Annotated in this window: 19 protein-coding genes; 8 read left to right on the top strand and 11 right to left on the bottom strand. The window is 69.7% G+C overall.

Annotated features, from left to right (window positions below; translation table 11 throughout):
* Positions 1-6 precede the first annotated feature (6 nt).
* Positions 7-1638 (bottom strand): FGGY-family carbohydrate kinase, encoded by a 1632-nt coding sequence (locus FE263_RS07145; RefSeq protein ID WP_138325274.1) that lies wholly within the window; start codon positions 1636-1638, stop codon positions 7-9.
* A 121-nt stretch (positions 1639-1759) separates the two neighbouring features.
* Between FE263_RS07145 and FE263_RS07140 the strand changes: the two genes are divergently transcribed.
* On the top strand, positions 1760-2533 hold the full coding sequence (locus FE263_RS07140) for an SDR family NAD(P)-dependent oxidoreductase (protein WP_138325273.1): 774 nt from the start codon (positions 1760-1762) through the stop codon (positions 2531-2533).
* 215 nt (positions 2534-2748) lie between these two features.
* Here FE263_RS07140 and FE263_RS07135 read toward each other — a convergent pair whose 3' ends face one another.
* The 4 genes from FE263_RS07135 to FE263_RS07120 form a co-directional block, all read right to left on the bottom strand.
* The gene (locus FE263_RS07135) at positions 2749-3300 is read right to left on the bottom strand and encodes a DUF5384 family protein (RefSeq protein WP_138325272.1); all 552 of its coding nucleotides are present in this window, start codon (positions 3298-3300) and stop codon (positions 2749-2751) included.
* An 11-nt stretch (positions 3301-3311) separates the two neighbouring features.
* A complete protein-coding gene (locus FE263_RS07130) occupies positions 3312-3839 on the bottom strand; it encodes a hypothetical protein (RefSeq protein WP_138325271.1) in 528 nt (175 codons plus the stop codon).
* 533 nt (positions 3840-4372) lie between these two features.
* Positions 4373-6688, bottom strand: a complete 2316-nt coding sequence (locus tag FE263_RS07125) for an FdhF/YdeP family oxidoreductase (protein ID WP_138325270.1) — start codon at positions 6686-6688, stop codon at positions 4373-4375.
* Between the two features lie 62 nt (positions 6689-6750).
* Positions 6751-7071, bottom strand: a complete 321-nt coding sequence (locus FE263_RS07120) for an ArsR/SmtB family transcription factor (RefSeq protein ID WP_138325687.1) — start codon at positions 7069-7071, stop codon at positions 6751-6753.
* An 84-nt stretch (positions 7072-7155) separates the two neighbouring features.
* Between FE263_RS07120 and FE263_RS07115 the strand changes: the two genes are divergently transcribed.
* Positions 7156-8253, top strand: coding sequence for an NADH:flavin oxidoreductase/NADH oxidase (locus FE263_RS07115; protein WP_138325269.1), 1098 nt, complete (start codon positions 7156-7158; stop codon positions 8251-8253).
* A 317-nt stretch (positions 8254-8570) separates the two neighbouring features.
* On the top strand, positions 8571-9398 hold the full coding sequence (locus FE263_RS07110) for an O-fucosyltransferase family protein (protein WP_138325268.1): 828 nt from the start codon (positions 8571-8573) through the stop codon (positions 9396-9398).
* Positions 9399-9423: 25 nt separating this feature from the next.
* Here the strand turns inward: FE263_RS07110 and FE263_RS07105 are convergent, their stop codons facing one another.
* The 6 genes from FE263_RS07105 to FE263_RS22495 all read right to left on the bottom strand — a co-directional run bounded on the left by FE263_RS07105 (position 9424) and on the right by FE263_RS22495 (position 14458).
* Positions 9424-10038: an SOUL family heme-binding protein gene (locus FE263_RS07105; RefSeq protein ID WP_240759134.1), complete on the bottom strand. Its 615-nt coding sequence runs from the start codon at positions 10036-10038 to the stop codon at positions 9424-9426.
* A gap of 28 nt (positions 10039-10066) precedes the next feature.
* Complete coding sequence (vapC, locus tag FE263_RS07100) at positions 10067-10477, bottom strand: type II toxin-antitoxin system tRNA(fMet)-specific endonuclease VapC (RefSeq protein WP_138325267.1); 411 nt, start codon at positions 10475-10477, stop codon at positions 10067-10069.
* Positions 10477-10701: a type II toxin-antitoxin system VapB family antitoxin gene (gene vapB, locus FE263_RS07095; protein ID WP_138325266.1), complete on the bottom strand. Its 225-nt coding sequence runs from the start codon at positions 10699-10701 to the stop codon at positions 10477-10479. The genes vapC and vapB overlap by 1 nt, the downstream gene beginning before the upstream one ends.
* Positions 10702-10784: 83 nt before the next feature.
* Positions 10785-12506, bottom strand: a complete 1722-nt coding sequence (locus tag FE263_RS07090) for an ABC transporter ATP-binding protein (protein ID WP_240759133.1) — start codon at positions 12504-12506, stop codon at positions 10785-10787.
* 138 nt (positions 12507-12644) lie between these two features.
* Positions 12645-13871, bottom strand: coding sequence for a CCA tRNA nucleotidyltransferase (locus tag FE263_RS07085; protein WP_138325264.1), 1227 nt, complete (start codon positions 13869-13871; stop codon positions 12645-12647).
* Complete coding sequence (locus FE263_RS22495) at positions 13868-14458, bottom strand: DUF1285 domain-containing protein (RefSeq protein WP_408886174.1); 591 nt, start codon at positions 14456-14458, stop codon at positions 13868-13870. The genes FE263_RS07085 and FE263_RS22495 overlap by 4 nt, the downstream gene beginning before the upstream one ends.
* 369 nt (positions 14459-14827) lie before the next feature.
* Between FE263_RS22495 and FE263_RS07075 the strand changes: the two genes are divergently transcribed.
* The 5 genes from FE263_RS07075 to FE263_RS07055 are packed head-to-tail and all read left to right on the top strand — an operon-like array spanning position 14828 to position 23855.
* Positions 14828-15775: an AAA family ATPase gene (locus tag FE263_RS07075; protein WP_240759279.1), complete on the top strand. Its 948-nt coding sequence runs from the start codon at positions 14828-14830 to the stop codon at positions 15773-15775.
* Positions 15772-16830, top strand: coding sequence for a DUF58 domain-containing protein (locus FE263_RS07070; protein ID WP_138325262.1), 1059 nt, complete (start codon positions 15772-15774; stop codon positions 16828-16830). Before FE263_RS07075 ends, FE263_RS07070 begins: the two co-directional genes overlap by 4 nt.
* A 7-nt stretch (positions 16831-16837) precedes the next feature.
* Positions 16838-19606 carry a DUF4159 domain-containing protein gene (locus FE263_RS07065; protein ID WP_138325261.1) on the top strand — a complete coding sequence of 923 codons (2769 nt, stop codon included), beginning with the start codon at positions 16838-16840 and terminating at the stop codon, positions 19604-19606.
* Positions 19603-21804 (top strand): VWA domain-containing protein, encoded by a 2202-nt coding sequence (locus FE263_RS07060; RefSeq protein WP_171033986.1) that lies wholly within the window; start codon positions 19603-19605, stop codon positions 21802-21804. Before FE263_RS07065 ends, FE263_RS07060 begins: the two co-directional genes overlap by 4 nt.
* Positions 21805-21815: 11 nt before the next feature.
* Positions 21816-23855: a prolyl oligopeptidase family serine peptidase gene (locus tag FE263_RS07055; protein WP_138325260.1), complete on the top strand. Its 2040-nt coding sequence runs from the start codon at positions 21816-21818 to the stop codon at positions 23853-23855.
* The last annotated feature ends 136 nt before the right edge of the window (positions 23856-23991 follow it).

Raw genomic sequence — 23991 nt, 5'->3', positions numbered from 1 at the left:
CGCCGGTCAGGCTGAAGACATGAGGGCGCGATAGGCCAGCTGGTCCTCGGTCATGCGCAGGAACACCCGGTACTTGCGGTCGTGGAAATCCCGCACCGCCGGATCCGGCTCGATGATGCGGCCGGCGCGGGTCATCGCCGCCATGCCATCCTGCACGGAGGCATAGGCGCCGCCGGCCACCGCGCCGAGCACCGCGGCGCCCAGCAGCACCGCCTCCGGCTCCTCCGGCAGCACGATGCGGCAGCCGGTGGCATCGGCGTGCTCGCGCAGGAAAGTCGGGTTCTTGTTGTGACCACCGGAGGCCAGGATGGTGTCTATGCGGTAGCCGGTCGCGTTCAGCGTCTCGACGATGTGCCGGGTGCCATACGCCAGCGCCTGCAGGGTCGCCAGATAGAGGCGGGCCAGGTCGTCCGGACCGGCCGACAGGCTCAGGCCGGAGACCATGCCGCGCAGGCTGCTATCCGCGCGTGGCGAGCGGTTGCCGTGGAAGTCCGGATCGACATGCAGCCCGGCCGCGAGCATGGCCGGATGCGCGACGCCCTCGGCCTGCGCCATCGCCGCCAGCCGCTCGTTCAGCACCGGGTAGATGCTGCCCTGCTCCGGCTTCAGCCCGGCATAGGCGGCATGGGTCTGCACCACATGGTCGACCAGGCTGCCGACCGCGGACTGTCCGGCCTCGTTGAGCCACATCCCCGGCACCATGGCGGAGAAGTACGGCCCCCAGATGCCCGGGACGAAGCGTGGCGCGTCGGACACCGTCATGTGGCAGCTCGAGGTGCCGCCGACGAGCGCAAGGCGCTGGTCGAAGCCGGGACCATCCGGAAGTGTCACGCCGATGGTGCCGATCCCGCCGGCATGGGCATCGATCGCAGAGGTGCCGATCGGGGTGCCGGCCGGCAGTCCGAGCGCCTCGGCGGCCTCATGGCCTAGCCCGTCGCCCTGACGGGTGCCGATGGGCAGCACGTCGCGGCCGATCCGCGCGAACCCTTCGTCGGCCAGCATGCCGAGGCCGATCGCCCGGAAGAAATCATCGTCCCAGCGCTGCTCGTGGCCCAGATAGGTCCATTTGCAGACCGTCGAGCAAAGCGAGCGCGCCTCGGAACCGGATGCGCGCCAGGTCAGGTAGTCCGGCAGGTCGAAGAACAGGGCAGTCCGGCGGAACGCGTCCGGCAGCGTCTCGGCCAGCCAGAGCAGCTTCGGGGTCTGCATCTCGAGCGACACCCGGCCGCCGACATAGCGCAGCACGTCATGGCCGCCCTGGTTGATGCGGTCAGCCTGCGCCTCCGCCCGGTGATCCATCCAGACGATGACGTTGCGCGCATCCTCGCCGTCCGCATTCACCGCGACCGGTCCGCCCGAGGCATCCACCGCCACCAGCGAGCAGGTCGCGTCGAAGCCGATGCCGCCGATCCTCACCCCTTCCCCGCTGGCCGCCACCGCCTGCCGGACGCAGGCGCAGACCGCGCGCCAGATATCGTCGCCCGACTGCTCGACATGGTCAGGGCGCGGCCGCCAGGTGCGGATCGGCTCGACATGCTGGCCGAGAGCCTTGCCGCGGGCCGTGAATACCCCTGCCCTGGCGCTGGTGCTGCCCACGTCGACGCCGATGAAGGCGAGTTCGCCTTTCGCTGCGCTCATCCTGTCCTCCCTGAGGGGTGCGAAGATGACGCCGGACCGCGCCGAGGGCAACGTGCCGACCCGGTGGACTTGACGCCCCGACGAGGCGCTACGCATCGTGCCGGCCAAACGGAGGAACATCATGTATCTGGAAAAGTACAAGCTAGACGGCCGCATCGCGGTCATCACCGGCGGCGGCCAGGGGATCGGCTACGCCTGCGCCCAGGCGCTCGGCGAGGCCGGCGCCACCGTGATCCTCGGCGAGATCGATCCCGCTCGGTCGGAGCAGGCGGCGCAATCCCTGCAGGCGCTCGGCATCAAGGCGTTCGGCGAGACGGTCGACGTGACGAAATCCGAGCAGGTCGCGGCACTCGCCGAGCGGGTGAAGGCGGCACACGGCACCCCGCACATCCTGGTCAACAACGCCGGCATCGCCAAGAGCGACGTCCGCGCCGAGGATACCTCGGACGCGCACTGGCGCCTGCACATGGACGTCAATCTCGATGGCGTGTTCTGGTGCTGCCGCGAGTTCGGCCGCCTGATGCTGGCCGAGGGGCGCGGCGCGATCGTCAACATGGGCTCGATGTCGGGCGAGATCGTCAACAAGCCGCAGCCGCAGAGCTTCTACAACGCCTCCAAGGCGGCGGTGCATCACCTGACCAAGTCGCTGGCCGCCGAGTGGGCCGCGCGCGGCGTGCGGGTCAATGCGGTGGCGCCGACCTACATCGCCACCCCGCTGACCCTGTTCGGCAAGGAGAACAAGGAAATGTTCCAGACCTGGCTGGACATGACCCCGATGGGCCGCCTCGGCGAGCCGGACGAGATCGCCTCCACCGTGCTGTTCCTGGCGTCCGATGCGTCCAGCCTGCTGACCGGCAGCATCGTGCTGGCCGACGGCGGCTATACCAGCTGGTGAACGAACCAGGCATTCCCGACTGCCGGATCATGTCCGGGCGGCTGTGAAAGCAGTAGGATCCGCATCAGCGTCCTGCGTCAGCTGGCACGTGACGCTGATGCGAAATCACCGCAAGGTGCGCAGCGAGAGCGTTCTTCGGGGATCGGCTATCTCGCAGAACCTGGCACAGGCATTGCCAGGCATGCGCGAGATGGATTGCGAAACGCTTAGGCGCCCTACCTCGCGTGTGCAGACCCGACCCCATCGATCGCGGTGTCCCTGGTCTTCCCCAGGGCTGCGGCATCAACCTCTGCCTCGCCAGTCCTTTCCAGCAGTGTTCTCGCACCCATCGAGAGGTTCCGTGTGGCGATTGCCTCGCTTTCCGTCACATCCGTCTCGGCCCCCTTCTTGGCCAGGTCTCGGTCGATATAGTCGTTCTCCCGTGCCACGCGGGTCTTCACCGCCTGCAGATCAAGCACCTGGCGCTGGATTGCCAGCGCCCTCAACTGGTCCTGGTAGGACTGGTCCCGCTGCTGGCTTGCCCTGGCCGATGCCACGCGCTCGTTCTCGCGCGCAAGCCGGGCATCGGCCTGCGCCTGCGAGTGCCTGGCCTGGACCTGGCGATCACGCTGTTCTCGCTCCCGCTGGTCCGCCTGCGCGGACCGATACTGCTCCTCCTGTTGTTGCTGCGCGGAGAAGACCGCATCGATCTCGCTTGATGGCACCTGCGCCAACGCAGGCAGCGGCGCGAGAAGGACCAGTCCTAGACACCAGGGTCTGAAGATCATCGTCGCACTGCCTAGGTCTTGGTGATGACGGGGCAGCTCGCATTCGGCTGGATGCGTGTCACCGTAGGCGAAGTCTCGATCATAATCGCCCGGCCTGGAACATACTCGCAGATCTTACCAACCTGCGCCGAGTTGAAGGTCTGCCCGTCCTCGACGTACGTGATGGAGACGCCGGCCACCAGCACACTGTCAGGAACGATGGAACCATCGGCCACCCCGAGCGCACCGCCGCCGACGGCGCCGAGCGCTCCGACTGCAAGAACATCGTGTTGCGCAAGTCCACCGCCAAGAAATGCGCCGCCCACGGCTCCGAGAAGCCCGACCGCAAGCTGCGCAGTCTGTCGGTTTGCGGAGTTGTCCACCTTGACACGAGCCGGCATGACGGCGAGCACCGTCACAACCTTGGCGGCCTGCCGCGAGTTGACCTGGTCGGATGTATAGACGTCCGCTCTCGCATCTTCTCCGGGAGCCTGGCAGGCCGTTAGTGTCGATACGAGTAGGAACGTGGATACGATGGTCGCTGAATGAAGCTTGAGCATCTGTCTGTTCCAGTCATGTTCTTGTTTTGTACCCTTTATGTTCTACATGGCTTTGGTGAGTGGACCTTTAAGGCAGCCAATGCGTTGTTGAGCGATCTAACCGTCGTGCTGCATCTGCCCAGGCAGGACCCTGTCGCAGAGGAACCCGACTCCAGGCCCTCCCCGGTAGCCGACAGCCTTACAAGGATGGGCCGGTTCGCCGAGTGGAACCGACTGGACGCGTCGAACCGAGACGCGAACCTCGACGATCGGACATCGTTGCGGAAGTAGTGTCCGTCGACCGGGATGTCCGCTTCTACCGACGCAGGCGTCCAGCAAGGCGATGGCCGTTGCGCCCGCTTGTACGCCAACGACACCGCCGGCTCGCATCCAGTCTCGTGCCTTTCCTGACGAGACAAGCTGAAGGTGCGAGATCAGCGCCCAAGGGCATTGCTGATCTGTCCGCCAACTTGTGCGTCACAGGAGGGCGGAGCAGTCTTCAACCTGATGGCGACCTAGCAACGATAACGTGGATCCCGCCTTCTCTCACGTTGCTAAGCAACCTGGGCGGCGCCGGTCTGGGTGCCGGTCCGCTCGAAGCCTGCCCGGTCCGGACCGGTATCGGCCACCACGCGCACCGGGATCGACTTCGCCGCCGGGGTTCCGGACAGTTGGTCGAAATGCTCGAGCGGCAGCAACGGATTCAGTTCGGGATAATAGGCGGCGATCGAACCGCTCGGCAGCGGATAGGTCAGCAGCGTCAGGTTGCCGACACTTCGCACGATCCCATCCCCGGTGATGGTCTCGACCCGGACCTTCGACATCGGCGACAGCCCGCGCTCGCGCATGTCGCCCTCGCTCATGAACACCACCATGCGGTCGTTGCGGACACCACGGTAACGGTCGTTGTAGCTGTAGATCGTGGTGTTGAACTGGTCGTGCGAGCGCACCGTGGCGAGCCGCATCATGCCAGGCTCGGTGATCGGGTTGTTCATCGCCACGCCCTCGAACACCAGAAAATTGGCGCGCCCGCTTGGCGTGCGCCAGACCCGCTCGCGCGCGCCGTTGTAGAGATGGAAGCCGTGCGGCTGCTTCAGGCGCTCGTTGTAGTTCGCGAACAGCTTCGGGTAGACCTCGGCGATGGCGTCGCGGATCAGCGAATAGTCGGCGACATACTGCTCCCAGGGCACCACGCTGCGCGGGATGGTGGCACGCGCCATGCGGCAGACGATGTCGATCTCGGACAGCAGGTCGGGGCCCGCCGGCTCCAGGATGCCCTTCGACGCCATCACGTTGGACATCGCGTCCTCGATGCTGATCGACTGCCGCCCGGTCTTCTGCACGTCGTATTCGGAGCGCGCGATGCAGGGCAGGATATAGGCCTTGCGCCCGTGGATGACGTGGCCGCGATTGAGCTTGGTGGTGACCGCGACCGTCATCCGGAGGCGCGACATCGCCTCGTAGGCGATCGGCGTGTCCGGGATGGCGTGGATGAAGTTACCTCCCATGCCGATGAACACCTTCGCGGTGCCGGCGATCATCGCGCGCACGGTATCCACGACATGATGGCCATGATCGCGTGGCGGCTCGAAACCGTATTTCGCCTTCAGGTTGTCGAGATATTCGGCGGTCGGCTTCTCGTCGATGCCGACGGTGCGGTCGCCCTGCACGTTGGAATGGCCGCGCACCGGGCAGATCCCCGCCCCCGGCTTGCCGAAGTTGCCTTTCAACAGCAGCAGGTTCGCGATCTGCTGCACCGCGCGGCTGCCCTGCTGGTGCTGGGTGATGCCCATGCCGAAGCAGATGATGGTCGCCTTCGAGCGCGCGTAGATCGCGGCCACCCGGCGTATCTGCGCCTGCCCGAGGCCAGAGACCGCCTCGATCTCGCTCCAGCCGGTTGCCTCGATATCGGCGGCCAGCGCCTCGAAGCCCTGGGTATGCTGCTCGATGAACCCCTGGTCGAGCGCGTCCGGCGTTTCGAGCAGCACCTTCATGATGCCCTTGAGTACCGCCATGTCGCCGCCGATGCGGACATGGCAGAACTCGCTGGCGATCGCAGTGGAGCCGAAGGTCGCCATCTGCACCGCGTTCTGCGGCTCGGTGAACTTGATCAGCGCCTGCTCGGGCATCGGGTTGATCGCCACGATCGGCACGTTGCGATGCCGTGCGGCAACCAGCTCGGTCATCATGCGCGGCGAGTTGGTGCCCGGGTTCTGGCCGATGATGAAGATCGCCTCGGCGCGGGCGAAGTCGCTGATCACCACGGTGCCCTTGCCGATGCCGATCGAGTGCGGCAGCCCGCGGCTGGTCGGCTCGTGGCACATGTTCGAGCAGTCCGGGAAGTTGTTGGTGCCGAACTCGCGGATGAACACCGAATACAGGAAGGCGGCCTCGTTGGAGGTGCGCCCCGAGGTGTAGAATTCCGCCTGGTCCGGATTGTCCAGCGCCCGCAACTCGGCGCCGATATCGGCAAATGCCGCATCCCAGCTGCACGGCACGTAGTGGTCGGTTGCGGCGTCGTAGCGCATCGGCTCGGTCAGCCGACCCTGCTCCTCCAGCCAGTAGTCGCTCTGCAGCGCCATCTCGCTGACCGTGGTGCTGGCGAAGAACTCGCGGGTCACCCGCTTGCGGGTGGTCTCCACCGCCAGCGCCTTGGCGCCGTTCTCGCAGAACTCGAAGGTCTTGACCCGGTCCGGCGTCGGCCAGGCGCAGCTCGAACATTTGAATCCGTCCGGCTTGTTCATCGCCAGCAGGGTGGTGGTGCCGCGGGCGATGACGCTCTGCTCGCGCAGGATCTTCGCGGTGGCGCCCAGCGCACCCCAGCCGCCGGCCGGATGCATGTAGGTCTTGTAGCTGGGCTGGTCGGACATCGCAGGCTTCCTTGGTCGCGCGTGAGGTTCTGGTCTGGCTGGTCCGGTTTATTGACCCAGGCTTAACATGGTCCGGACGAAAGCGCTTCCGTGTCGACGATTGCGGCCAGCAGGCCTGGGAACCGCCGGTCGAGTTCTGCCCGTCGCAAGGCGTTCATGTGGGTCACCCCGTCGCTGCGGGTCCAGACCAGGCCCGCCTCGCGCAGCACCCGGAAGTGGTGCGAGACGCTGGATTTCGGACGCCCGCCATCGAGCGCGCCGCAGCTCGCCTCACCCTCGCGGGCAAGCTGCCTGACGATGCCGAGGCGCACGGGATCACTCAGCGCATGGAGCACACGCTCAAGCAGGAAGGTTTCGGGTCCGGGATGGCTGAACGCCCGCATCAACGTGACGCTACCACGCAGGCGCCTATCTTGCCATCGTTCGATCAGTATAGAACTATCGAAAGGACCGACGGGAGCAAGACCATGGCTGGACTGTTCGACCCCTACACGCTCAAGGGCGTGACGCTGCGCAACCGTATCGCGGTCTCGCCCATGTGCCAGTACATGGCCGATGACGGCATGCCGAACGACTGGCACCAGGTGCATCTGGCCGGCCTGGCGCGCGGCGGTGCCGGGCTGGTGGTGGTGGAGGCGACCGCAGTGGCGCCGGAAGGCCGCATCACCCCGGGGTGCACCGGGTTGTGGAGCGACGCCCACGCGGAGGCATTCCGGCCGCTGGTGCAAGCAATCCGCAAGGCGGGATCAATTCCCGGCATCCAGATCGGCCATGCCGGCCGCAAGGCGAGCGCCAACCGGCCTTGGGAAGGTGACGACCACATTCCGGACGGCGATCCGCGCGCCTGGCCGACCATCGCGCCCTCCGCGGTGGCCTTCGGCGGCGGCCTGCCCAAGGTCCCGGCGGCCATGAGCCTGGAGGACATCGCCCGGGTGCGCGACGATTTCGTGCAGGCGACGATCCGTGCCCGTGATGTCGGCTTCGAGTGGCTGGTGCTGCATTTCGCGCATGGCTACCTGGGCCAGAGCTTCTTCTCGACGCACTCCAACCGGCGCGACGATGCCTATGGCGGCAGCCTGGAGAACCGCAGCCGCTTCCTGCTGGAGACGCTGGCGGCGGTGCGCGCGGTGTGGCCGGAGGACCGCCCGCTGACGATGCGGTTCGGGGTGATCGAGTTCGACGGGCGCGACGAGCAGACCCTGTCGGAATCAATCCAGTTGATCCGCCAGGCCAAGGCGACCGGTCTGGACTTCCTCGATGTCAGCGTCGGCTTCTCCACCCCGGAGGCGAAGATCCCCTGGGGCCCGGGCTTCATGGCGCCGGTCGCCGCCCGCATCCGGCGCGAAGCCGACATCCCGGTAGCGACCTCCTGGCTGATCAGCGAGCCGCTTCAGGCGGATAGCATGATCCGGGAGGAGCAGCTCGATCTCGTCATGCTCGGACGCCCGCTGCTGGCCGACCCGCACTGGCCATATGCCGCCGCCCTCGAACTCGGCATCGACCGCGCCGCCTGGACCCTGCCACCCCCGTACGCGCACTGGCTCGAGCGCTACCGGGCAGCCTGATACGCCAAGTATTTCGGTTCCAGCAGCATCATCCGATCGACGATCGAAACCACCGGATGATGCTCCGGCGCCGGAAGTGCAACGTTTTCCGCCATTTGCCGATCAGCCGCGATTGCCGGCCGCCTACATAATGGCGGGTCCGCCGCGCCATCCGTTGTGATAGCTATCCGTAAGCGTCAAGATGTAAAACAAGCAGAGAGGAAATTCCCACCGCAACTGCCGTTCAAGCAATCCTTGAAAGTCGGGTCTTGCGATCAGGGCTAGAACGCTAGGGGTAAGGCGCGGTGTCAAAGCCTCCGGTTGTCATCCACAACGTCTTGAACAGCAACTTTGCCAATCTCCTGATCAAGTATATCTACGCCAAGAAGCTTCAACGCGCAGTACCGGGCAGCATTCTCTCGAACTACATCATACGACCCTGGCAGATCGATAACCCCGAAGTCTCGCAGCAAGAACCGCGGATGGTCGAACCCGGCGACGATCATAGGATCGACCACGAGCGGGTTGTCTATTTGGCCCGGACCGGCTCGATAGAACGCGTCAATCTTCGTGGCCATCTTCAGCGGATGGAGAATCTTCTACCCAGGGAAGAGTGCAACATGCTTTTTCCTGCTCTGGACGCAGGACAATTGTCCTTCGGCGGCCAGTTCGTCGTCTGCCCTGTTCGAGGCGGCGAGGTATTGGATGCAAGGCATCCTGGTTACAGCCTGCTGCCGGTCGGATTCTACCAGGAGGTAATCCAGATGACCGGCCTGCATCCGGTCTTCATGGGGCAGACGGAGGACAACGCCTACATGAGGGAACTGCGGGCTGAATTTCCCCGCGGGGTGTTCCTGCCACCACTCGGGCCGCTGGCCGATTTCGAAACCATCCGCTGCGCCAGCAACCTGGTTCTGCCATTGAGTACATTCTCCTGGCTGGCCGCCTGGCTTTCGAATGCCCGCCAGATCGTGCTCCCCGTTTTCGGCCTCTTCAATCCGGAGCAATATCCGGATGTCGATCTGCTGCCGTTGGGCGACGACAGATATTCGTTCTACCAGTTCCCGTTCCACCATGCCGTCTCGCTTGAACGCTACGCCAAGGCACATGCCGATCTGCAGGGACGTTGGCGCAAGGTCGAGCCGGGGTCATTCGCACATCTGTGACCGCTCGATCAGCGAGCCCAGGCGATCACCGTGCGGCGCTGGCAAGCCGCACCACGGCCTCGTTGCGCCGCAGTGCCGGGATCGTCCAGGGCGGGTCGTAGAACCACGCGAATGGCAGGCCGTCGATGCGCAGCCCGGTGCCGGCGAGGCCTGACAACAGGCGGGCGTCGGCATCAGCGACCGCGGCGCGTGTAGGCGTGCCGGAGTAGCGCAGCACCGCGACGGTCTCGGGTGGCGCCTCCACCAGGGCGACGGCCGCGTTGTTCGGCACCGGCAGGCTGGCGATCGTGCTTCCGGCCGGCATGAAGAACCGCACCCGCCACTCGCCGGAGCCGGCGCGGCTCTGGCTCACCGGCGCGGTCATCCCGATGGACCGGGACTGGGCCACCGGGGCGGTCATGGCGATGCTGCGGCGGTCGCGGTTGCCGCCGAAGATGTAGCCCGCCAGCCGCTCGAAGCCGACGCTGCGCGCCCGGATCTCGTCCCCCGAGACGAGCGTCTCGGCGGCGACGCGCGGACCGTACTGCCGGATCTCCACCGCTCCGAGCCTGCGCTCGACCGTGTAGGCGGGCTCGTGGACCGTGCGGACCCCGAACACCGAGCATCCCGTGGTGAGCAGTCCGGACAGGATCGCCGCCATGCACCCTCGCATCATCCTGTTCGGCATCCTACACCGCCGCAGCCAGCCAGTCTTCGCAGCGCAGCCCATCGACCCGCTGGAACTCCCCGAGGTTGCCGGTCACCACCACCAGCCCCCGGCTGCGGGCGTGTCCCGCGATCATCAGGTCGTAGGCGCCGATGACGTTGCCACTGCGCTCCAGGCTGGCCCGGATGTCCGCGGTGTGCGCCGCTGCCGCGCTGTCGAACGGCAGGACGCTCAACCGGCTGGCGAAGTTCTCGACCAGCCGCCGGTTCTCGGCCGGATGCGCCGACTTCTCGGCGCCATGGAGCAGCTCGAACAGGACCACGTCCGACGTGCCGAGGGCGGTCGCCTCGGCATTGAAGCGTGGCCGCAATCCCGCCGGCCGGTCGCGCATGACTCGTATGCAGAGGTTGGTGTCGAGTAGGTAGCGCAGCATCAGAAGCTGTCGCGGACCTGTGCCTCCGGCTGCCCGCGCTCACCCAGATCGACACCGCCGGCCTCGAAGAAATCGTCCCAGGATGCATCCACCGGCACGATGATCCGGCGCGGGCCATCCTGCAGGATCGTCACCTCGCGCACCTCCGAGCCGAAGGCGACCGCTTTCGGCAGGCGGACCGCCTGGGAGCGGTTGGACAGGAACAAGGTTGTCTGCGCAAGCATCGGACGGCCTCCATATCCACGAGGGATATACATAGCTTGTTGGCTGCGAAGTGCAAGGAGCTCTTGTCAGGCCCGCCCGGCAATCAGAGCTGCAGCCCCTGCGTACGCACCAGCCGCGCATACAGCCCGTCCCGCTCCATCAGCTCAGCATGGGTGCCGCACTCTGCCGCACGGCCGTCGCTGAGTGCCACCACGAGATCAGCGGAGCGCACCGTGGACAACCGGTGCGCCACGATGATGGTGGTGCGGCCGTGCCGCAGCCGGGCCAGCGCGTCCTGCACCACCGCCTCGCTCTCCGTGTCCAGGGCGCTGGTGGCCTCGTCGAGCAGCAGCAGCCGCGGATTGCGCAGCAGCGCCCGGGCAAGCGCCACCCGCTGCCGCTGGCCGCCCGAAAGCCGCTGGCCGCCGGTGCCGACCCGGGTCTCGAAACCCTCCGGCAACGCGTCGATGAAGTCCTCCGCTGCCGCCGCCCGCGCCGCCGCCCGTACCGCCGCCTCGCTCGCTTCCGGACGGCCCATGCGTATGTTGGCGCCCACAGAGGTGTCGAACAGCAGCGTGTCCTGGCTGACATAGGCGATGGTGCCGCGCAGGTCGGCCAGCCGCAGCCGGCGCAGGTCGATGCCGTCGAGCAGGATGCGGCCGCCGCTGGCGTCGTGCAGGCGCGGGATCAGCGACAGCGCGGTCGACTTGCCCGCCCCGGACGGCCCGACGAGGGCCACCGTCAGTCCGGGGGCGGCGTCGAAATCCAGGCCGCGCAGGCCCTCGCGGCCGTCCGGATAGACGAACCAGACATCCTCGAAACGCAGGTGCCCGCGCCCCTCCGGCAACGCCACCGCATCCGGCGCCTCCGACACGTCCGGTGGCTCGTCGATCACCGTGAAGATGCGCACCAGCCCGGCGAGGCCCTCCTGCACCGCCGCGTTCAGCGAACCGAGTGCCCGCAGCGGCCGCGAGGCCAGCAGCAGCGAGGCGACGAAACCGGAGAAATCGCCCAGCGTCGCGCCGCCGGCGGAAGCACGCCAGCCGGCGAAGCCGAGCACGGCGGCGACCGCTGTGCCGCCCAGCACCTCCAGCACCGGATCGACCCTGGCGCGGCCACGGGTGATGCGCAGCATGGCGCCGTGCAGCAGGTCGAAGGAGCGGTCGGCACGCTGCTCCTCGGCCTGCTCGAGGCGATACACCCGCACCGTACGGGCCTGCGCGAAGCTCTCGTTCAGCAATGCCGCGGTGTTGCCGATCTGCTCCTGCATGCCGCCCGAGGCGCGGCGCACCCGCTTGCCGATGCGCTGGATCGGCACCGCCGCCACCGGATACAGCAGCGCCGCGATCAGGCTCAGCTCCCAGTCCATGTAGATCATCGCCACCACCAGGCTGACCACGGTGACGCTGTCGCCGAAGGCGTTCACCGCGCGGATCATCGCCTCGCGTATGGTGATGGCGTCGGTGGTGAAGCGGGCGGCAAGCTGGGCCGGCGCCTCGCGCTCGATGCGGGCCACGTCGGCGCGGATCAGGTGGGTGAACATCTTGCCCTGCAGGCCGCGTATGACGATCAGCACCAGGTTCTGCACGGCGATGGTCTGGCCGTACTGCGAGGCGGCCTTGGCGGCGGTGATCAGCACCACCAGCGCCGGCACCTGGTACAGGATGCGCGGATCGTGGGCGGCGAACATGTCGAGGGCGCGGCTGATGACGAACGGATAGAGGCCGGTCAGTCCGGCCATCAGGGCGGTCAGCGCGCCCACCGTCACCAGCCTGCCGCGATAGTGCCGCACCTCCTCGCGCCAGAGCCGGCGCAGCAGGGCCATCGAGGTCTGCTCGGCCGCCACTTCCGAAGCCCCCGACCCTGAGCGAGGCGCTGGCCGGCTGGCGGCCTCACCTTCTGTCAGCGGCACTGCATCCATGGCCGCCCTCTAGCAGCACCGGCTGCGCTCTGGAAGCAGGCGCTACTTCGCAAGCACGCCGGCCTCCCGGGCGCGGTCCAGGCAGTGGGCGAGGCAAGCCGCATGATCGGCGCTGCAGCCGCCCTGCAGCCACCAGCCGCGCGTCGCCGCCAGCAACCGTCCGAGCGCGGGACCGGCGGGCAGCCCGATAGCCAGCAGGTCGCGCCCGGCCAGTGGGAACACCGGCGGCGCCATCGCCCGCAGCCGGGCGCACACCGCGCACCAGCCGCCCGGGTTTCCGCCGTCATGCCGAAGCCAGCCGCGGCCGAGCAACAGGCTGGCCGGCTCGTCCGCCAGCATCCGTCGCAGCGCCGCATCGTCGAGGCCCGCTACCGGCGCCGGCCGGTCGGCCAGCAGGGCGGCCAGCTGCTCCGCCTCCGCCCGGGACAGCCGGAGCGCATCCGCAACCGGTCCGGCCGGGCCGCGAACCAGGGCGGCGAGGCGCAGCACCGGATCGCCGGCGACTTCCTCCGGGATCGCCAGGTGCGCCAGCCGCCGGACCAGCCGGTCCGCCGCCGCACCGCCAGGCAGCAGTCGGTCGAGCACGCCGAGCGACTGCATCAGCAGCAAGGTCGCCGCCGGGTCGGGGGCCAGCAGGATGCGACGCAGTTCCGACCACACCCGCTCGGCGGACAGGCCGTCGAGCGCCGGCAGGGCGGCGGCAATGGCGTCGACCGCCTCCCGGTCCGGCGCGCCGGTGCCGTAGCGGGCCTGGAACCGGAAGTAGCGCAGCATCCGCAGCGCGTCCTCCTCGATGCGCTTCGAGGCGAGGCCCACGAAGCGCACATGGCCGGCGGCAAGGTCGGCGGCCCCGCCGAAATAGTCGTGCAGCACGCCATCGCGGGTCAGCGACATGGCGTTGATGGTGAAGTCGCGGCGCGCCGCATCCTCCCGCCAGTCCGTGGTCCAGGCGACCACGGCGTGCCTCCCGTCGGTCGCCTCGTCGCGCCGCAGGGTGGTGATCTCGATCGGATGGTCGAGCACCAGGGCGGTCACCGTCCCATGGGCGAGTCCGGTCGGAATGGTGCGCAGGCCGGCCTGGCTCAGACGCTGGATCACCGCGTCGGGCGGCAGCGGGGTGGCGAGGTCGATATCCATCGATGGCCGCCCGGCGAGCAGGTCGCGCACCACGCCACCGACCAGGCGCGCCTCCGGAAGCACCTTCCAGACCTGGTCGAGCGCATCCTTTCCAGCCAGCCGGGAAACGCCGAACCCGGCGTCAAGGGTCACTGATCGTCCGGCGTCAGTGGTCCGATCGGGAAGAACACGCCGCGGCTCCACACGCCGGCGCAGTCGCGCCCCCGGCAATGGCCCGGGACGGAAATCGCGGCCAGTTCGTAGTAGACCGCGCGCGACACCCTGGCCTGGATCGCCGCGGCACCCTCGCCGCGAACATGCAGGTATGGCGCCGGGCCGTGCCCCTCGGCGCAACGCGGGCGCTCCCAGTCGACCGTGAGCGCATGATCGGGGCCGGCGCAGATGATTTCGTCGATGTTGGTCCTGAAGGAGAGCGTCTGGCTGCGTCCGGCGCCCTGCCAGTCCAGCTCGACCGCGACGAACGGTACGTCCTCCACCTCGATCGAGCCGCGCTCGACCGGGGTCTCCAGCCAGTAGGTGCCCTGCCCGTCGCGCACCAGGACGCTGGAGAACAGGCACACCAGCGGCTTGCGGCGGATCGGCGAGCCCCGGTACAGCCAGGTGCCATCCCGCTGGATCAGGAACGGCAGCGCTCCGCACTGGGCCTGGGTCCTGGGCGCCCGACCGGCGGCAGGCTGCGTGGGGGCAAGGGAGCAGTCCGCACGGTAGCCCTGGCGGATCGCGGGGCCAGGGGGCAGCAGCGCGTCGAAGACGGCCGGGCCGTGCTTCTGCGGCACCGTTCCGAACCGATCTGAACCCTCAGCACTCACACGCTCTTCCCATCGTGTTGACTTGCAGTTCCTCGATATAGGGAGCGCTGACCGCTTGATGAAAGCCCCGGACCTGTCAGATTGAGCAGGTGCCGGCGTCGTCCGGGCGGTGCCGCGATCGTTGTTGTATCCTGGCATCAACCACCCCAAGAGGCATCGGCAAGCGCCGCCGGCCGGAGGATCGCGATCATCGACAAGGATCAGGCGGGGGAACGCCACGGCACCGGCGCAGACCGTCCGGACGATGCCGCAGCCGATGCGGTCGCGCAGGCCGACCGGCTGACCGGGCGCCTCGGCGAGGTGCGGGCGCAGATCGGCCAGGTCATCTACGGCCAGCAGCAGGTGGTCGGCGAGGTGCTGGTCTGCCTGCTCTCGGGGGGCCACGGCTTGCTGGTGGGCGCCCCCGGCCTCGGCAAGACGCTGCTGGTCGAGACGCTGGGCACCGTCCTCGGCCTCGCCGCCAAGCGGGTGCAGTTCACCCCGGACCTGATGCCCGCCGACATCACCGGCAGCGAGATCCTGGATGAGACCCAGGACGGTCGGCGCGGCTTCCGCTTCGTGCCCGGCCCGGTGTTCTGCCAGCTGCTGATGGCCGACGAGATCAACCGCGCCAGCCCGCGAACGCAGTCGGCGCTGCTGCAGGCGATGCAGGAGCACCGGGTGGCGGTGGCGGGCGTCGACCATCCGCTGCCGCGCCCGTTCCATGTGCTGGCGACGCAGAATCCGATCGAACAGGAGGGCACCTACCCGCTGCCGGAAGCGCAGCTCGACCGCTTCATGCTGCAGATCGACCTCACCTATCCGAGCGAGACCGACGAGCGCGCCATGCTGCTCGCCACCACCGGCGCGCGGGCGGGGGTGGCGAAACCGGTGCTCGGTGCCGGCGAACTGGTGGCGGCGCAGACCCTGATCCGTGGGTTGCCGGTGGGCGAGACGGTGGTCGACGCGATACTGCGCCTGGTCCGCCAGGCCCGGCCGGAGAGCAGCGACGACCGCCGGCTGGCGCGCGACATCGCCTGGGGGCCCGGACCGCGCGCGGCGCAGGCGCTCATGCTGGCCTGCCGGGCGCGGGCCCTGCTGGATGGCAGGCTGTCGCCAAGCATCGAGGATGTCATCGCCCTGGCGCAGCCGGTGCTGCGGCATCGCATGGCGCTGACCTTCGCGGCGCGCGCGGAGGGGTCCACCCTGCCGGGCCTGATCGACGGCCTGTTGCAAAGGCTTGGATGAGCTTCACCGCCTCCTGGCGGTGGCCGCGGGGCCGCGGTCGTGGCGTCGGGGCGCCGGCCACCGGGGAGCCTGATAGCCGGCGGGCTGGCGCAGCTCCCGCGACCGCCTCCCCCCGCTCCCCGCATGCGGCCCTCGCCGAGGCGCAGGCGATCGGGGCGAGGCTGCCGGCGCTGCTGGTCGCTGCCGAGCAGGTGGCGAGCACGGTCGCCCAGGGCGTGCATGGCAGGCGGCGCGCCGGCATGGGGGACAGCTTCTGGCAGTACCGGGCGGCGGTCCCGGGCGAGCCGGCCACGCGGATCGACTGGCGGCAGTCGGCCCGGTCGAGCCGTGCCTATGTCCGCGAGATGGAGTGGGAAGCGGCTCAGACCGTCTGCCTGTGGCCCGACCTCTCGCCCAGCATGCGCTGGCGTTCCACCCGGCAGCTGCCGACCAAGCTGGAGCGGGCGGAGCTGCTGCTGCTGGCCCTGGCCTCGCTCGCCCTGCGTGGTGGCGAGCATGTGCGGCTGGCGACCGGCGCCGGACGCACCGGGCGGGTGTCCGGGCAGCATGCGCTGGCGCGGCTGGGCGACCAGCTCCTGCATGCCGGAGCGCTGGCGGAAGAGCGCGATACCAGCCCCGGCCTGCCCGATCCGGCGCTGGAACTGCCGCGCCGCTCGCGGCTGGTGCTGGTCGGCGACCTGCTGGCGCCGCCGGACCGGATCGAGGCGCTGTTCGTCCGGCTTTCCGCGATGCCGGTCGGCTGCCATGTGCTGCAGGTGCTGGATCCGGCCGAACTCGACATGCCCTATCGGGGCCGCGTTCGCTTCGAGGGACTGGAGGGCGAGGCGCCGATGCTGGTACCGCGCGCCGAGGATGTGCGCGGCCCCTACCTGGAGGCGCTGCACCGGCACCAGGAGGCGCTCGCCGCCCTTTGCCGCAATGCCGGCTTCGGGCTGACGCTGCACCGCACCGATACGCCGCCGCAGACGGCGCTGCTCGACCTGCACCAGGCGCTGTCGGCGCAGCGTGCCGGAGCACCCGCCGCAGCCGTCCGCCCCGTCGGATCCATGTCGTGACCCTGGCATGATCCTGCTCGCCCCCTGGCTGCTGCTCGCCGTGGCGGCGCTGCCGGTGCTGTGGTGGCTGCTGCGCGCCATCCCGCCGGCACCGCGCCGGCAGGCTTTCCCGGCCATGCTGCTGCTCGCCGGCCTGGCCCAGCGCCGGCAGGAAACCCGTCGCGCGCCGCCCTGGCTGCTGCTGCTCCGGCTGCTCGCCGCCCTGCTGCTGATCGCCGGACTGGCGCAACCGGTGCTGGTGCAGCACGGCACCTCGCGCAGCGGCAGCGGCGGGATGCTGGTGGTGCTGGACAATGGCTGGGCGGCGGCAAGCGAGTGGCCGCAGCGCATCGCGGCGGTCGACGCCGTGCTCGACCAGGCCGGACGCGATCACCGGGGCGTGGCCCTGCTGACCACGGCTCCCCTGGCGGCGGGGGCGGGCATGCCGCATGCCGCTCCGGCCCTGGTCCCCGCCTCCCAGCTGCGCGCCATGCTCGATGCCATGCGGCCAACCGCCTGGAACACCGATCGTGGCCACGTCGTGCTGCCGGGTTCGGGGATCGGGCAGGTGATCTACGTCGCCGACGGCGTCGCCACCGCCGCGGACCCTGGCTTCGGCGCGGCACTGCGGCGGCTGGCACCGGTTACGGAACTGCGTGCCGACACCGCGTCCCTGCGCCTGCTGCTGGCGCCGCTGCCGCAGCCGGACCGCCTTGTCGTCCGGGTCGGCGCGTTGCCCAGACCCATGCTGCGCGGCTTCACGGTACGCGCGGAAGATGCGCAGGGCGGCGTGCTTGCACGGGTGCAGGGACGCATCCCGTCCGGTGCAGGGGTTGGCGACGTGGCGCTCGTGCTGCCGGTCGAGCTGCGCAACCGCATCGCCCGGCTGGCGCTCGACGGCGTACCCGGTACCGGCGGCATCCGCCTGTTGGACGAGGGCGACCGGCGTCGCCCGGTCGGGCTGATCGGCGGCGGTGGCTTCAGCGACACGCCGCTGATCGGCCCGCTGTTCTATCTCGAGCGTGCGCTGTCGCCGGATACCGAGCTGCGCACCGGCGACGTGGCGCACCTGCTGTCGCGCCAGATCTCGGTGCTGATCGCGCCGGACGGCGCCCTGGACGATGCCGCCAGCCGCGACCGGGTATCTGCCTGGGTGCGTGGCGGCGGCATGCTGGTCCGCTTCGCCGGCCCCCGCCTCGCCGCTCTCCAGCAGCAGGCGCCGGACCAGGCAGCGCCGGACGACGCCGATGCAGACGATGCAGGCGCGCAGGTTGCCCGGAATGCAGCCGACGACCTGCTGCCGGGCCCGTTGCTCGGCGGCTCCCGGACCCTGGGCGGGGCGATGTCCTGGACCCATCCGGCGACGCTGGCACCGTTCCCGCCGGATAGCCCGTTCGCCGGCCTTGCCGTGCCATCGGATGTCAGCGTCAGCCGGCAGGTGCTGGCGCAGCCGGCGGCCGACCTCGACCGTCGCACCTGGGCCAGGCTGTCCGACGGCACCCCCCTGGTCACCCACGTGCCGCTGGGCTCCGGTCAGGTGGTGCTGTTCCACGTCACCGCCACCGGCGACTGGTCCAGCCTGCCGTTCTCCGGCCTGTTCGTGCAGATGCTGCACCGGCTGGTGGAGCGCTCGGTCGGACAACTCGCACAGGACCGGGATGCCGCCGGTGGCGACGTCATGCTGGCGCCGTTCGCGACATTCGACGGCGATGGCGTGCTGGGACCGCCGCCGCCCTCGGCCCTCGGCGTACCGGCGCACGCCATCGGCCACGTCGCCGCCTCCGCCGCCCACCCGCCGGGACTGTATGGCCCGCGCTCCGACCGCCGGGCGCTGAATGCCGGCGACGCGCTACCTGCACTGGCTTCGAGTGCCGCAATCGGCACCCAGTCCGATCTCGCCGACCGTGCCCCTGACCGCCCGCTCGGCCCATGGCTGCTGGCAGGCGGGCTGCTGCTGCTGGCCATCGACCTGCTCGCGACGCTGTGGCTACGCGGCCTGCTGCGTCTGCCTGCCCGCACCGGCGCCGCGGCAGCGCTGGTGCTGCTGTGCCTGGCAGGAAGGCCCGCGCATGCCGATCCGGTCCCGGCCGCGGCGGAGGAGACCCGTCTCGGCTTCGTCGTCACCGGCGACGCGCACACCGACCTGGTGTCGCGCCAGGGCCTCGAAGGGCTTTCGAGCTATGTCAACGCCCGCACCTCCGCGGTGCTCGGCCACCCGGACCCGGTGCAGCCGGGCCATGACGACCTCTCGTTCTACCCGTTGCTGTATTGGCCGGTAACCACCGGCGCGCATCCCGACCCCACCGCGATCGCCGCCCTGAACACGTACATGAGCCATGGCGGCATCCTGATGATCGACACCCAGGCCGGCGCCGAGCCCGGCCTGGCAAGCAATCCGGGTGACGAAGGCGACGGCGCGCGCGCCCTGCGGCAGGCGACGCGCGGGCTCGACATTCCGCCGCTGGCACAGGTCGGCACCGGCCACGTGCTGGCGCACAGCTTCTATCTGCTGCACGCCTTCCCCGGCCGTACCGTCGGCGCGCCGGTCTGGGTGGCGGCCGGCGCCGACCAGGGCAACGACAACGTCAGCCCGGTGATCATCGGCGCCAACGACTGGGCCGCCGCATGGGCGGTCGACGAGACCGGCGGGACCCCGTACGCGGTCATCCCGGACGGCGAGGCGCAGCGCACCATGGCCTACCGGTTCGGTGTCAATGCGGTGATCTATGCGCTGACCGGCAACTACAAGGCCGACCAGGTGCACGTCCCCGCCCTGCTGCAGCGCCTCGGCGAATGAACGCAGCTTCCCCGGCGGCTATCTCGCAAGCAGGCGGCGTGCTGTCGCACGTGGCTTCGGTGGGCTTCGCGCCGCTGCTGCCGACGCCGCTGCTGATCACCCTCGCGATCCTCTGTGTCCTGGCGCTCGGCATCGGCTTCGCGCTGCGGGCCGGCGGCACCGCCTGGCGCCTGGCCGGCTTCGCGCTGCTGCTCGGCTGGCTCGCCGGCCCGCATCTGGTCCGCGCCACCTGGCAGGCGCTGCCGGAGACCGGGCTGCTCGTGCTGGACCAGACCGCCTCGATGTCGGTCGCACAGCGACGCCAGCTTGCGCAGGCCGCCGCGACCCGGCTGCGCGAAGAGGCCGGCCATATCCCCGGACTGACGCTGCGCACCGTCGTGGTGCCGCCGGGCAACCCCGCGACCGGCGGCGGCACCAGGCTGTTCGCGGCCATCGGGCGAGCCATCTCGGATGTGCCGGCTGGCCAGCTGGCCGGGGTGATCGCGGTCACCGATGGCCAGGTGCACGACGTGGCGCAGGCCGCGCAGGATCTCCCACCGGCTTCCGGAGCCACGGCGGCGGCGGTGCCGTTCCAGGCGCTGATCGTGGCGTCCGGCGAGCAGACCGACCGCCGGCTGCGGGTCCTGTCGGCGCCGCCCTACGCCATCATCGGCCATGACGCGACGATCCGCGTGCAAATCGAGGATCTCGGGCCGCCGACGGCTGGCCAGCCGGATGCGGGCGCGCATGCCACGCTGACCCTCAGGCGGGACGGCGAGACACCCATCACCCATGAGGTGCAGGTCGGCGTGGCGCAGGACATCACCCTGCCGGTCACCCATCCGGGGCCGATGCTGGTGCAGCTCACCGCATCCACCCTGCCCGGCGAGGTCTCCACCCTGAACAACCAGACGGTGGTGCAGATCAACGGCGTGCGCGACCGGCTGCGGGTGCTGCTGGTGTCGGGCGCGCCGAACCAGGGCGAGAGGGTCTGGCGCCGGCTGCTGAAGGCCGACCCGGCGGTCGACCTGGTGCATTTCACCATCCTGCGGCCGCCCGACAAGGACGACACCACGCCACTGAACGAGCTGGCGCTGATCGCCTTCCCGACCCGCGAGCTGTTCCAGGAGAAGATCGACAGCTTCGACCTGATCATCCTCGACGGCTTCGAGAACCGCGGCATCCTGCCGCTCGCCTACCTGCAGAACATCGCCGACTTCGTGCGCGGCGGCGGTGGCCTGCTGCTCACCGCAGGGCCGGAGTTCATTGGCCGTGGCAGCCTGCAGGATACGCCGCTCGGCGACATCCTGCCGGTGCATGTCCCCGAGGAAGGCGGCCTGGTGCAGCAAAGGTACCGGCCGGCGCCCACCACGCTCGGACGGCGCCATCCGGTCACCGCGGACCTGCCGCAGATCCCTGCCGCCGATGCCAGCGGAGAAGCCGGCTGGGGTCCGTGGTATCGCGCCCTGCGGTCCGACCAGTCGCATGGCGAGGTGCTGCTCACCAGCCCGGACGGCGCCGGCGGGCAATCGCCGCTGCTGGTCCTCGACCATGTCGATCGCGGGCGTGTCGCGGTGCTGCTGTCCGACCAGATCTGGCTGTGGTCGCGTGGCGAGGGCGGCGGCGGCCCGCAGGCGGAGCTGCTGCGCCGGATTGCGCATTGGCTGATGAAGGAGCCTGACCTCGAGGAGGAGCAGCTGCGGGCCCGCATCGAGCAGGGCCGCCTGCTGGTGACGCGCCGCTCGATCGACGCCCAGGCGGCGCACGACGTGCAGGTGGTGGCGCCGGACGGCGATCGCGGCAGCCTGCAGCTGGCCTCCGCCGGTGGCGGCCTGTTGCGCGGCAGCGGCAAGGCGGAGGCGCCGGGCATCTGGGAGGTCACCGACGGTACGCGGCACGCCTATGCGGCGGCGCTGCCCGGCGATCCCGAGGAGATCGCCGACCTGCGTGCCACCGCGACCAGGCTGGCGCCGGTGGCGGCCCGGACCGGCGGCGGCATCGCATGGCTCGGCGACGATCCGGCGCAGACCGTGATACCGCAACTGCGGCTGGTGCAGCGCGGGGCTAACGCGCATGGCGATGGCTGGATTGGCCTGGCCCGCACCGGCGCGCATGTGGTGACCGGCACGCGCACCGATCCGTTGCTGCCGGCATGGCTGGTGCTGCCGGTGCTGCTGGCCCTGCTGTTCGCCGCCTGGCGCCGCGAAGGCCGGACCTGAGGGGACACGACATGACCGACCTGCCGACACTCGCCGACCCCGACCGCGACCCCTGGCTCTGGCTCGAGGAGGTCGAAGGGGAGCGCGCCACCGGCTGGGCGGACGCGCAGACCGCCGCCACCCTCGCGCGCTTCGGCGGTGCCCGATACGACGCCGACCGCGAGACGCTGCGGCTTCTGCTCGACCGCCCCGACAACCTGCCGGTGCCGACGCGGCGTGGCGGCCTGCTGTTCAACTTCTGGCGCGACGGTGCGCATCCGCGCGGGCTCTGGCGCCGCACCACGCTTGCCTCCTATCGCAGCGCTGCGCCGGAGTGGGAGATCCTGCTCGACATCGACGCCCTGGCGACCGACGAGGGCGAGGACTGGATCTGGCAGGGTGCGTCCACCCTTCATCCCGATCATCGGCGCGCCATCGTCTCGTTGTCGCGCGGCGGGAGCGACGCCTCGGTACTGCGCGAGTTCGACCTTGTCGGGCGGCGTTTCATCGTGGGCGGCTTCACGCTTCCCGAAGCCAAGGGCGGTGTCGACTGGCTGGACGGCGAGACGCTCCTGCTGTCCTCCGCCTTCGGCGGCGCTACCGCGTCCGGCTATGCCAGAACGGTCCGGCTCTGGTCGCGCGGCACCGATCCGGCCAAGGCCACGGTACTGATCGAGGTGCCGCACGAAAGCATGGGCGCCGGCGGCGGCTACGATCGCGAGGAGGACCGGCTGGTGTTCACCGACCAGACCGGCTTCTTCGACAGCACGATGTGGCTGGGAGACCGCAACGGACCTGCCGAGCGCATGCAGTGGCCGACGGACGCCTCCGCACGCTGGAGCCGTGGCTGGCTCGCGCTGCGGCCGCGCACGGCCTGGACGCTGGGTGATGCGACCCATGCGCCGGACAGCGTGCTGGTGATCCGGCTGGCGGATTGGCTTGCGGGCAGCCGCGAGGTGCGGGTGGCGTTCACGCCGCAGCCGCGCCGCGCCCTGCAGGGCATGTTCTGGCTCGATGGCCGGCTGTTGCTGAGCATCCTCGACGAGTTGCGTCCGGTGTTCGTGCTGCTGACACCCGGCGGCTGGGAGGAGCGAACCATCGAGGGCCTGCCGCAGGTCGGCACCGCAAGCGCCTGGCCGTTCGATGCCGAGGCGGAGGAGAGCGACGGCAGCCTGCTCGCCGTGGTGCAGGATCCGGTCACCCCGCCAACGCTGCTGCTGGTGCCGCCGGATCTCTCGGCGCCGGCGGTGCTGAAGCAGGCTCCCGCCGCTTTCGATGCGACCGGTCTGGTGGTCACCCGGCACGAGGCTGTGTCGTCGGACGGCGAGCGCATCCCCTACGTGCAGACCGGACCGGCGACGCAGGATGGCAACGCCCCTGTGCATCTGTCCGGCTATGGCGGCTTCCGGCTGTCGCGACTGCCGACCTACGGGGTCGCCACCGGCAAGCTCTGGCTGGAGCGCGGCGGCACCGCGGTGGTGGCCAACCTGCGCGGCGGCGGCGAGTTCGGCACCCGCTGGCACGAGGCCGGCCGACGCGAAGGCAAGCGGCTGTCGCACGACGATTTCGCCGCAGTCGCCGCCGACCTGGTGCAACGCGGCGTCACCAGGCCTGCGCGGATCGCCGCCGAGGGCCGCTCCAACGGCGGGTTGCTGATCGCCAACATGCTGACGCGCTACCCCGGGCGGTTCGGCGCGCTGTTCTGCACCATCCCGCTGATCGACATGCGGCGCTATTCGAAGCTGCTCGCGGGTGCGAGCTGGATTGCGGAATACGGCGACCCGGACGTGGCGGCGGACTGGGCGTTCCTGGGACCGATGTCGGCGTATCATGCAGCCGAGCCGGGCCGCCCCTATCCGCCGATCCTGCTCGCCACCGCGCGACGCGACGACCGCGTGCATCCGGGCCACGCGCGCAAGATGGCGGCCAAGCTGCTGTCGATGGGCTACGACGCGAGCTTCTACGAACCGGCCGCGGGCGGCCACGGCTACGGCAAGGACAATGCCGAGGTGGCAGGCTTTGTCGCTCTGGGGTTCGAGTTTCTGCGCCGGTCGATCGGCTGGCAATCTTGAGGTCCGGAGCGTGGCCGCCCCGGCTGGCGGCTCCACCCTTTCGCGTCGTTGGCCACACTATTGTCTCAAACTCCCCATAGCTCTCGCGTTGTGGTCGAGTGTGATCGCAGGCGCCCCCACACGGCGCGGGAGGAAA

The organism is Lichenicoccus roseus (assembly GCF_005844085.1).
GTDB classification, from domain to species: domain Bacteria; phylum Pseudomonadota; class Alphaproteobacteria; order Acetobacterales; family Acetobacteraceae; genus Lichenicoccus; species Lichenicoccus roseus.
This window is presented reverse-complemented; position numbering and strand designations above follow the sequence as displayed.

What these genes read in the sequence shown, in the direction of transcription:
- vapB (WP_138325266.1), bottom strand. Translation starts at nt 10,701, where the DNA reads ATGCTTGCGCAGACAACCTTGTTCCTGTCCAACCGCTCCCAGGCGGTC.
- FE263_RS07065 (WP_138325261.1), top strand. Translation starts at nt 16,838, where the DNA reads ATGATCCTGCTCGCCCCCTGGCTGCTGCTCGCCGTGGCGGCGCTGCCG.
- FE263_RS07115 (WP_138325269.1), top strand. Translation starts at nt 7,156, where the DNA reads ATGGCTGGACTGTTCGACCCCTACACGCTCAAGGGCGTGACGCTGCGC.
- FE263_RS07120 (WP_138325687.1), bottom strand. Translation starts at nt 7,071, where the DNA reads ATGCGGGCGTTCAGCCATCCCGGACCCGAAACCTTCCTGCTTGAGCGT.
- FE263_RS07070 (WP_138325262.1), top strand. Translation starts at nt 15,772, where the DNA reads ATGAGCTTCACCGCCTCCTGGCGGTGGCCGCGGGGCCGCGGTCGTGGC.
- FE263_RS07055 (WP_138325260.1), top strand. Translation starts at nt 21,816, where the DNA reads ATGACCGACCTGCCGACACTCGCCGACCCCGACCGCGACCCCTGGCTC.
- FE263_RS07135 (WP_138325272.1), bottom strand. Translation starts at nt 3,300, where the DNA reads ATGATCTTCAGACCCTGGTGTCTAGGACTGGTCCTTCTCGCGCCGCTG.
- vapC (WP_138325267.1), bottom strand. Translation starts at nt 10,477, where the DNA reads ATGCTGCGCTACCTACTCGACACCAACCTCTGCATACGAGTCATGCGC.
- FE263_RS07090 (WP_240759133.1), bottom strand. Translation starts at nt 12,506, where the DNA reads ATGGCCCTGCTGCGCCGGCTCTGGCGCGAGGAGGTGCGGCACTATCGC.
- FE263_RS07125 (WP_138325270.1), bottom strand. Translation starts at nt 6,688, where the DNA reads ATGTCCGACCAGCCCAGCTACAAGACCTACATGCATCCGGCCGGCGGC.
- FE263_RS07140 (WP_138325273.1), top strand. Translation starts at nt 1,760, where the DNA reads ATGTATCTGGAAAAGTACAAGCTAGACGGCCGCATCGCGGTCATCACC.
- FE263_RS07130 (WP_138325271.1), bottom strand. Translation starts at nt 3,839, where the DNA reads ATGCTCAAGCTTCATTCAGCGACCATCGTATCCACGTTCCTACTCGTA.
- FE263_RS07145 (WP_138325274.1), bottom strand. Translation starts at nt 1,638, where the DNA reads ATGAGCGCAGCGAAAGGCGAACTCGCCTTCATCGGCGTCGACGTGGGC.
- FE263_RS07105 (WP_240759134.1), bottom strand. Translation starts at nt 10,038, where the DNA reads ATGGCGGCGATCCTGTCCGGACTGCTCACCACGGGATGCTCGGTGTTC.
- FE263_RS07060 (WP_171033986.1), top strand. Translation starts at nt 19,603, where the DNA reads ATGAACGCAGCTTCCCCGGCGGCTATCTCGCAAGCAGGCGGCGTGCTG.